The sequence below is a fragment of the Methylomonas sp. Kb3 genome, assembly GCF_002834115.1.
In the GTDB taxonomy this organism is placed as follows: Bacteria; Pseudomonadota; Gammaproteobacteria; order Methylococcales; family Methylomonadaceae; genus Methylomonas; species Methylomonas defluvii.
The window spans coordinates 1-9287 of sequence record NZ_PIZT01000030.1; the positions used below are offsets into that span (position 1 = coordinate 1).

Consider the following 9287-nt stretch of genomic DNA (forward strand, 5'->3'; position numbering starts at 1 on the left):
TGCCATGCAGATAAATCGCGCCAATCTCAGTGTCAACAAAAGTCAATCCGCTATCCAGTGCGCAGGCACGTTCCAGCAATTGATCGTTAAACAGCACGGGAATAGGAAAACCGCGCACCAAGCGTTTCAGCGTGGTGGCAATTTGCCCCATCTCCAACGCCACATCCTGCAATGTAATACGGGTAATACCGTTCCAGTCTTGGACGGGTGTGATCGTCACCGGCTTAAATGCCAGAATGTGGTCAGTTTCGACATCGATCGAACCGCTTTTGCTGGTGACGCTGATGTGTCGACAGGCAAACAGTGCCGATAAAAAGCCGATTCCGAACGGATGCTCATGGGCAACCACATCCGCATTCCAGCCGGATTCGGCTACTGTTAGTAGTGTTGCCATCGAGTCGATGCCGCAGCCATCATCCAAAACCTGTAGCGTTTTGGTTTCAGGACAAAATTTAATCACCACCATGGCCGCATTGGCCCGGCGAGCATTTTGGATCAGCTCGCCCAGGACCGTGGTTTTGTTGGTGAAACTGAAGCGTAGACTTTTGACCAAGTTGGCTTGGTTGACTTTCATCGCGAGTTCGTTGTTTTGTGTGTTCATGTGTTATCTCCGGGTATAAAAATGCCCCAAGGACATGACATAGTCCAACCCCGACGGGGAGAACGGATCATCTCCCCGAGGCGGGTAGTACTGGCTAGGCCAGTGGTTAAGTTAAAGACCTGTATAACACCGGATTACGATGCCAAAGCCAGATCAATAGCCGATGGTACAGACCCCGCCCATTCCAGCAAGCTGGATTGGGCGTTTTCCAATACCGCATCGGGATCGATACCCCGACTGACAAGTACCGTGCTCATTGCTTGTGTCAACAGGCCATGGCCTCTTTCCCGTTCCGACTCCCCGCCGTGCTTGATAGCCCAAAAGGGATCGAATCGGATAGCTCGACCATTGCGTTTGCACTGCTTGTTCACTTCGGTGTGAAACGCCTTATCGAACGCTTCCGCTTGTTCGAACTGATGCCAGAAACCTTTTCCAGCTTGGATGTCCACCGGCGGCAACCAGCGGCGCTGGCGGCCGACCCAACGGTTCATCCGATCGATCAGGGTTTTACTTTTCGGAAAAAAGTGAATGGTGCCAACGCCGGGATAATAGCGAACGTCAAAATAACTACCGCCAATCCGCTTGCCGACCCGAAGTGCGTGAAAATGCTGCCGAAACACCGATACCAAACTTACTTCCGCTTCGGTCTTGCCGTCGAGCAAGGCAAATACCTTGTCGAAGTCGGCCAGCAGCCGTTCCGATTCCCAGTTCAAACCATTCTGGTAAGAACTCGAGCCGTGACCCGGCAGAATGAAGCGCGTGGTTTTGATCCGCATACCCAGCGTGCGATGTTTATCATTGGATTTCCAGCCCATGTAAAACACCGCGTTATCGCTGTAATAGCGGGTGATCAAATCGAATACATCGCATACCATGCTCAGTTGAATTTCACCTTGCTGATCGATGATGCCTTGCAAAAAGCCGTAGATATTCGGTACGGTAAATTCCAAAGACTTGACCGTTTCGAAATCCGATTCCAAGCGTTTTTGCGCCGCCGACGACAAGCGCGACGTGACCTGTGTCGAGCGTAAAATGCTGACCCAGGCCCGATTCTTCAAATCGTGATAGCGTTTAAACAGCGTCCGCTTCACCGCATCCGAAGACGACTCGTCTTCACTACTGATACCGCCACCGCTTAGTTCGCCGAGGGTTTTGCCCAGCATGGTCCGATAACGACTGGCACGGGCTTCACTGACCACGGCCTGTCGCGCTGCTTCGACCGCGGCATTGAACATCAGTACCGCATTGTCGATGAAGGCGTTTGGTAAGGCCAACTCGTTGGGCATTTGAAACTCACCGGCTAAATCGTCGGCCTCCCGCCTATCCTGGCGCAAATCATCCAGAATACAGCCGAGGATGTCCTGCTCAAACGTTGAGGTTTTCCTCAACCAGACCAAGGCCACCTCGACCGGCGTTTTGCGTTCGGCATCCTCGCCGGCGAACATTTCTGGCAGAAACTCGACTTCGCCGTGCTGCTCGATCAAACGCAATAACAGCTGGCGTTCCTTCGAAAACGGATTGCGCACGGTTTCGGCGTTGAGGATGGCGACGATTTCACCGTCAAACAAAATCTCCCAAGCCTTCAACACGTGTTTGGCCCCGTCGGCAAACGGCGGATTCATGATGATGTGCGAATAGACACTGCCGCTTTGAAACTGCAGAAAATCCATCCCCACCACGGCAAAGCCTTCATCGCGCAGAACCGCGTGCTTGCGGATATCGATTTCAATGCAATCGATCGGCAAACGTTTCCCGTATTGGTACGGTACTGAACGAAGCAAATGGCCTTCGCCTGCTGAAGGCTCCAATACCCGAGTGAATTGTTGGTTCTTGAACGTCGCCCAGGCTTTACGGCTCAGTGCTTCTGGCGTGGGGTAATATTGATAGGGGTCTGTCATGATCTTCTCCAAAGAAGCCCCTGACGACCGATTTATCCCTGGCGGGATAGCATCATCCCGCAGGGGTAGTGTGAAAGACTCGGTTTAACCGAGTGTTGAAATTAAACGGCGCGTCATATCAACGCGAACCGCTTACCTTGAATGAAGTCCTGATACTGCCGGGCTTCGGTTTTTACTTTGAACCGGGCATGCACGCTGCCGTCGATCCAGATTTCCCAGGGCAAGCGGTTAAGCTCGCCTTTCACCAGTTCTACCTCGCCAACTCGAAAATCATCATGTTGGTAAAGTACCTGGCGGGGACTGTCGACACGGACGATACAATGATCCAGTAACGCTGGACCTCCGATGTCACCTGGTTCGATCAATAACGGCACTTTGATGGTGCCTGTCGAACGGCCAATCCAGCCGATGACATCGTGTTCATCAAGCCACGACTGACCGGTTTGGGTATCGCCGTAATAAACCCGAATTTTGCGTCGGCTATGGCGAAGTTGTTCCAACAAATCAACCATCGGTTCCGGTGTATCGGCGTGATAACAGGTGCCGGACGGCAAACGCTGATACTGGATGCAATGACCCGTGCCGAAGGTGTGTTCAAAGACTTGTGTCATGATGTTGTCCTCAAAAAATACGGAAACATCACGATTCCCCAGCGGGAATAGGACATTCCCGTGTGGATGGACAAAAATGAGTGCCGAATAGAATGACGTGGCTAACTCAGGTTTTTGCAAATTGCGCGCTTAAACACCGCGCGCACTTTTCAGGATGGGATCTCCAGTACAGGCTTTCCCAAGGCTTGTAAGGCCAGAGGGATTAACTGATCTAAATTTTCCCAATCGATACTGCCGCCGTTGGTTTCGCCTTGTTGATAGGCTTCAACCAAACCGCGGCAAACTTGCATGGCCGCTTGCTCTTTCTTCAATTGCCGAACCGAATGATCCGGTTCCGGCCATTGTTCAACGGCCACGCATTCCCAGGCCAAACTTTCATCTCCCGACTCAAGGTATTCGTCGGATAATAGCGGCACGTTAGCTGTGTCATCCCAAATGGTGGCATCGTTGAATGCCTGCTCGGCAATCTGTTGTGCAGCTTCGGGACTATCCGCGGTGATACCCACCGACACCCGGTGCACATAGTCGATTTCATAAGAAACTACGAAAAGCCGATTCACAGCCGCCGCCGTGACATTGGCGGAGGCGGGTTTTTCGTCTGGCAATTCGGTTTCCACCGATTCACCCTCGATCAATGCGCTTTCATAAGGCTCGATCTCCTTGTTGCAGTCCGGGCAGCGATCGTTACAGGCGCAATCCCATACATCCTCCCATTCGGTTTGGCAGTAGGGACAGCGGTACTGATTCAGATAGCGAACCGTGCTGTTTTCGACAGCGGTTGTGCCAACGATGGGTTGGTTGATTGTTTTCATGGTCATGTTCTCCAAAAAATGCAGGAACGACCACACGGCAGGATGAAGTTCCTGCAAGGGTAAAGTCGCTGAATAAAGCCGAAAATCGGCTTGCGCAGCGGGGTTGAATTCGCGCAAAAATCGGTATATGGTGACTAAAACTCATTAAAAGCAGAGAAATAGCCATGTTTGACGATATTTTGCGCATTTTTGATTTCCTCAGTCCTAAGCAGACGGAAGAGACGTATCCAAGTCGAAAACCGATGGCGATTCCGTTGGATTCCAACGATCAAGCCACCCCAATCTGCAAAAAATTATTTGCTGATTTGGACGCTGCCGAAGCGGAAGTCTTGAACGATATTGACGATCCAGAAATCGCTTGGACGTTATTAAGTCGTATTCGCCAACTCAGGCGAGAGAGCCAACACGATTTTTCGGCTTTGTTGCCATCAAACTTATTGCCGACTCAATTTGATCAACCAATCAACAGAAACCCCGTTCGTATCTTCAAAACACAAACGGGTGCTCAGTGGTCGGTTTTCAATGGCGGGCAAGCTCATTAGCCTGAATCTCCAGGCCATTACCAGACTTGAGAGCAGTCCTCAATTGACGCACTGGATGGGATGATTTGGATAAATCTTCATCCATCACTGAAGTAGTTTTTTTCGAGCGTTTTGTCAGTTTACCGGCTTTCGGCTCATCTAAAGCTGCCATTGGTCTGACTTTTTCCAATTCCAGTTGTAACTTGGCGATTTGAATATCGGCTTTAATCAGTTCCATGGTTTTGGATTTTATCTGCAACTCCACATCCAATCGATCAACTTGCCGATTGGAACCTGCGTTGCGACTATGAATTTCCTGACGCACGGAATCCGACATGGCCAACCAATCTACCTCGTGACGGATGGTGGGCATGATCACCGGTAGCCGGTGTCGTGCCAAACGCTGCGCACGATAGCGGTGAAACGTTTGAGCTGTGTGTTTGAATGCGCTCAGCAGTTGCAATGCTGTTGCCCAAATCACCCGCAAGGCGAGGATAAACATAGCCAGTAGGATGACGCCGAAAATAAAGTTCATTGAAGTTCTCCTTTAAAGATTTAAGAAAACACTTCGAATGAGCAGCGCCCGGCCGGGGGATGGTCGCCCGAAGCGGGTTTTGATTTTCAGTGGGTAGCACCACTGCGATTTACATCGGGCTTAACGCACCCGACACGATCAAGGGATCACCTTGCTCGCCGCCTAATGACGGAACGCCGACCAAGGTCGGATTCAGCATTCTTCGAAAAGAACGCATGAAAGGTCTGTTTGTCGAATGGGCTCCAGGATGTGAGTGCATTCGACAAGGCTATGTTCGCGTTAATAGTTGACGTCGCCCCGGCATGGATTGCCGGGGCCCAGAAGTCATGGATGGCAAGATTTCTTCACATCCTTGTGACTTGGATCCCGGCAATCCATGCCGGGATGACGGCTTCAATGTCCTTTCAACTACTAACGCGAACATAGCCTTCGACAAACTACGGTTGCAATCAGCTACCCATAGCCACAATCCAAGGCATTAAGCCAAGGATTGGGCTACGGATAAATGACTGGCCGAGACTTAGGCAGCCAACAACACCGCTTTCGAGAGTTCGAACAATTGCGCTCTCAGCTCTGATAGATCGTTAATGGTGATCGCAATCGGGAATAGATGACTGACATCCAATCCCAATCCCACACCGACCGTTTCAATGCCACTATCGCGGCAACGCTGCAACAGTTCCAGCGTGCTCAAGGTATCGTTGGGCTGACCATCGGTCATGACCATCAACACTTTGCGAGGTTCTCGGCAACCTAATAGCGACGCCGCACCAAACCAAATCGCTTCGGTCATCGGCGTACTGCCAGTGGCTGCCAGCGAAAAAGCACCGGTACGGGCATTCACACGTTGACCATGCTCCAGCAGACGAAATACCGAGTCATCTTGAATGCCGGGAAACGCAGTGACGCCAGGATTAACCCCCGGAATGCCTTCAAAGGCCAATGCCAGCGCCAAGGTGGCTTCCAACGCAATCGGCATACGCGATCCGATGGGTTGGCCTTGGCTATCGGTCACCTGATAACCCATGCTTTCGGATTTATCGAGTAGCAGATGAATCGCAGTATTGGGCGCCGATTTGGCCTGCTTACGCTGAAACACCTTGGTTTCGCCGAGTGGTAAGCGGTGTAAACGCTTACCATCCATTCGCCGTCCACGACACGCATGTTGCGAGCGGTTGAGGGTTTGTGACTGCACCAGGCCTTGTAAAGCGGCGCGGATTTTCCCCGATTCGCTTTGTACCTTACGCAGAAAAAACGCACCGGCCTGATCGTCCATAGGTGGCTCGTGGCCACTGGGCATTAGCAGTTCTGACACGTTTTCCGCCGCCAACGACAAGGCTGATTTAAGGGATTCAAACAGGTCTTGTTCGATGTCACCGTCGCCGGCGGACAACAGGGTTTGCAAGACGCCCATCGGGTCTGCAATCTCCGTGCTCTCTTCGTCATCACCTTGCGGATTGGATGAAGAACTTTCTGCCTGCGCACTGGGTTCATCGTCAGGATTTTCCGGATTGGAATCATCGTTACCACCGGATTCTGAAGACTGTTCGTCGTCATTATCCGTAGGTAAATCTTGATCGTGTTCCATATCATCCTCGGAATCCGAAGCGTTCGAATTGTCCAAGTCAGCTGTTTCACCGGCCTGATCCGTATCATCCGATTCACACGATGTGTCCTCATCAACCGATGGCTGAGTCTGATTGCGCTGCCGTTGTTGCTCGAACTCCTGCTCAATCATGGTCAGGATGCGATCAGTCAATTGCAGGCAATCGGATTCGGATTGCAATCCCTCCGGGACTTCGGACAATAAGCCTTTCAAACGTGTCACAGCGCCGGTGGGGAACGTTGCCTTCAAAGCGGTTTCAGTTTCTTCGACCAACGGCCGTAACGACGACTGACCCAATACCCTGGCACGCAAGCTTTTCAACACGAAGCTATACAGAATATTGGCCGGATGATCAGTGATATTGCTGGCGACAAAGTCGCCTTTGGCAATCATCTTTTCAATTACCGTGCGAATCGTCAGCCGAGTTCCCGGAAAATCCTTGGCCAGTTCATACTCAATGCGGACATCTTCAATCGCGTTGCAAAGCCGACGGCGTAATACTGAATTACCGTAGCGCAGCGTAAAGTCCGAATAACGAATGTGCGCCGCTTCGTGGGCCAACAGCCCCCAGGCCACATCCTGATATTCCGCATCGTCACCGTCATAAGCCGGCAACTGAATGGATTTGCCATCGGTATAGGCTTGATTCCCACCGACACTGACTTTGACGCCAAAGCGATTGCCGATGGCGGCCGCCACGATGGGGAAGGCGTTGTGTAAGGTTCTATTTTTCATGGTGTGCTCCAAAAATTAGGGGCAAACCATGACCCCAGCGGGACATGACTTTGCCCCAGTGGGTGAATAGTTAAATGGCGTCAGATCAGAACCAGTAGTCCTGGTCGGAGTCGTCCGCTTCCTCATCGACGCCTGCCGTCACCGTTCTCGGTGCCGCCGCTTGGTCCGAATCATGCGCTTGATCTTGATCGGCATCATGTCCTGTTTTTCGCTCAGACTGATGCTTATCCAGCAAAACCTCCAGCGCCCAGTCATCCGATGCCAATTCCGCTTCGAGTTCATCATCAAAGATGCCATCAAACAGATTGGTAAAATCCGGATTGTCTGAAACGGTCACAGCGATGACAGGCGCTGATGCTGGTAGTACAGATGGCTCGGCCTCCGCTTGATCGAGGGTTTCTTCAGCATCAACGTCAGTTTCTAGTGTGAGCGCTTGCGCCGCCAACAATCCTTCACCGTGCCGCCGGGTTTTATCCGGATCGGCCAGCAACATCGCCGTAGCGAGGATTTCCTGCAACAGACTACCTTCGATCGAACCCCGGTTCGGGATCTTGCCAAGCAAGTCGTCGATGGTCGCTACCAGTGGCGCTACCCGATGATCCAGAAAACTCAAACCATCGAGCTTGTCGCGGATGCGTTTGATCGGCCTGAGTGCGTTGCGGGTGACTTGTTCCTTGCCGAGTAATGATTGCTCGACCAGCAAGTTGGCGTCCACCGCGATTTCATGGAACATCTGCTCGCTCAATGAACCGATTTTGCTTTCCAGGCGTTCGACCTCCTGTATTGGCATCTGTTCGGGTAACGCAACCGATACCACCAGGTAATCGAATGCCAAGCGGGTGGCGACCAAGGCCACCGAATCGATGGCTTTTTCGATGATGCCGGCAAATTCCGGATGTTTAACCATCCAGTCTTGTACTGCGGCATCGTAGCCATCCAGAAACTCAGCCCTTGCCAGGGCAAAGTCCCGGGCGATTCGATCCAGTTCCACCGTGACCTGCGCCGCTGCCGAGACCGGTACGATAAACCCGCCCAGAAACCGAGTACCAACGCGCAAACAAATGCGTTCGGCTTCCTTTTTCAAGCGGTTGAATACCGATAGACGATCCGGATCAAGCAATCGCTTCGAGCCCAAACTGGCCAAATCCTCGGGTGGCAATTTGCTACCGTCGGCCAATACCAGGTCTTCCTTGTTGAGTTTTTTACGCGCACCGTAAATCGTGGCGTCAACTTTGATCAAGACCACTTGATCCAGAATAACTTGAGTTTGTGTCATGTGTACCTCCTTGGGAAGAAGGCACATCGACCTTATAGGGGCAAATGGCCCCTTCCGGGTGAGTGTTAAAAATACCTGGGTCGAACTCTTCGATACAGGCGTTAAGGGTTAAAAATTCGGCGAATCAAAACCAGTGATCGGTTTGATCGGCCATGGCCAACGCCAGATCGAGCCGGGGTTTCAACAGCCCCAAGCTTTCTGCCAGAGGCCGTATGGCCTCGACGTCGGTGTCGAATAATGCCAAGACCTCCGTTTCGGCTTTCAGCTCTGCCGAGACATCACGGCCGCTTTCGGTGGCAATACCCATCGACACGCCGGGAAATGCCGCATGCTTCAAGGCCATCAGCCACAGCCAAGGCAACACCCCGTGTTGGAGGTGAATTTGCCCGCTGAGGTCAAAGGCCTCATCGCCCAGACTGGCATCAATTAACCGTTGCCAACCAGACCAGTCGCTTTCAGTTAGTCCTTGGGCCTGAGACCAGGCTTCCAGATCGCCCAACCAACGCCGTAGTGCGATGCCCATTTCGCTCTGGGTATTACGCCCGGAGCGACAATCGACATGCCAATACAGTTTGTTGATCGGAGCCGACGGATTTTCACTAGGCATAGGTGAAGCATCAGCCATCGGTACGGGCCGGGGTAACCGGATGTTGCCGTCGGCATCGATTTCGACTTCGCCGACAAACACATAG

Annotated in this window: 9 protein-coding genes; 1 reads left to right on the forward strand and 8 read right to left on the reverse strand. The window is 52.1% G+C overall.

Annotated elements, in window-relative coordinates:
- The 4 genes from CWO84_RS24990 to CWO84_RS14605 all read right to left on the reverse strand — a co-directional run.
- A partial coding sequence (locus CWO84_RS24990; protein WP_240618062.1) for an ATP-binding protein occupies window positions 1–601 on the reverse strand: 601 nt, incomplete at its 3' end.
- Between the two features lie 134 nt (window positions 602–735).
- Entirely contained in the window at window positions 736–2499 is a 1764-nt protein-coding gene (locus CWO84_RS14595) for a DUF4942 domain-containing protein (RefSeq protein ID WP_101053436.1), read from the reverse strand.
- A gap of 113 nt (window positions 2500–2612) precedes the next feature.
- Window positions 2613–3110, reverse strand: coding sequence for a hypothetical protein (locus CWO84_RS14600; RefSeq protein ID WP_033158744.1), 498 nt, complete (start codon window positions 3108–3110; stop codon window positions 2613–2615).
- A 149-nt stretch (window positions 3111–3259) separates the two neighbouring features.
- On the reverse strand, window positions 3260–3922 hold the full coding sequence (locus tag CWO84_RS14605; protein WP_101053444.1) for a hypothetical protein: 663 nt from the start codon (window positions 3920–3922) through the stop codon (window positions 3260–3262).
- A 164-nt stretch (window positions 3923–4086) separates the two neighbouring features.
- Here CWO84_RS14605 and CWO84_RS14610 point away from each other — a divergent pair, with 164 nt between their 5' ends.
- Window positions 4087–4464, forward strand: coding sequence for a hypothetical protein (locus CWO84_RS14610; RefSeq protein WP_033158743.1), 378 nt, complete (start codon window positions 4087–4089; stop codon window positions 4462–4464).
- Here the strand turns inward: CWO84_RS14610 and CWO84_RS14615 are convergent.
- From CWO84_RS14615 to CWO84_RS24440, 4 genes are all read right to left on the reverse strand, one after another.
- Window positions 4442–4978, reverse strand: a complete 537-nt coding sequence (locus tag CWO84_RS14615) for a hypothetical protein (protein WP_033158742.1) — start codon at window positions 4976–4978, stop codon at window positions 4442–4444. The two genes, CWO84_RS14610 and CWO84_RS14615, sit on opposite strands and share 23 nt — an antisense overlap.
- A 520-nt stretch (window positions 4979–5498) precedes the next feature.
- Window positions 5499–7319: a VWA domain-containing protein gene (locus CWO84_RS14620; protein ID WP_101053438.1), complete on the reverse strand. Its 1821-nt coding sequence runs from the start codon at window positions 7317–7319 to the stop codon at window positions 5499–5501.
- An 85-nt stretch (window positions 7320–7404) separates the two neighbouring features.
- Window positions 7405–8595, reverse strand: coding sequence for a DUF3150 domain-containing protein (locus tag CWO84_RS14625; protein WP_101053440.1), 1191 nt, complete (start codon window positions 8593–8595; stop codon window positions 7405–7407).
- A gap of 124 nt (window positions 8596–8719) precedes the next feature.
- The coding region (locus CWO84_RS24440; RefSeq protein ID WP_165786335.1) for a hypothetical protein at window positions 8720–9287 on the reverse strand (568 nt) is incomplete at its 5' end.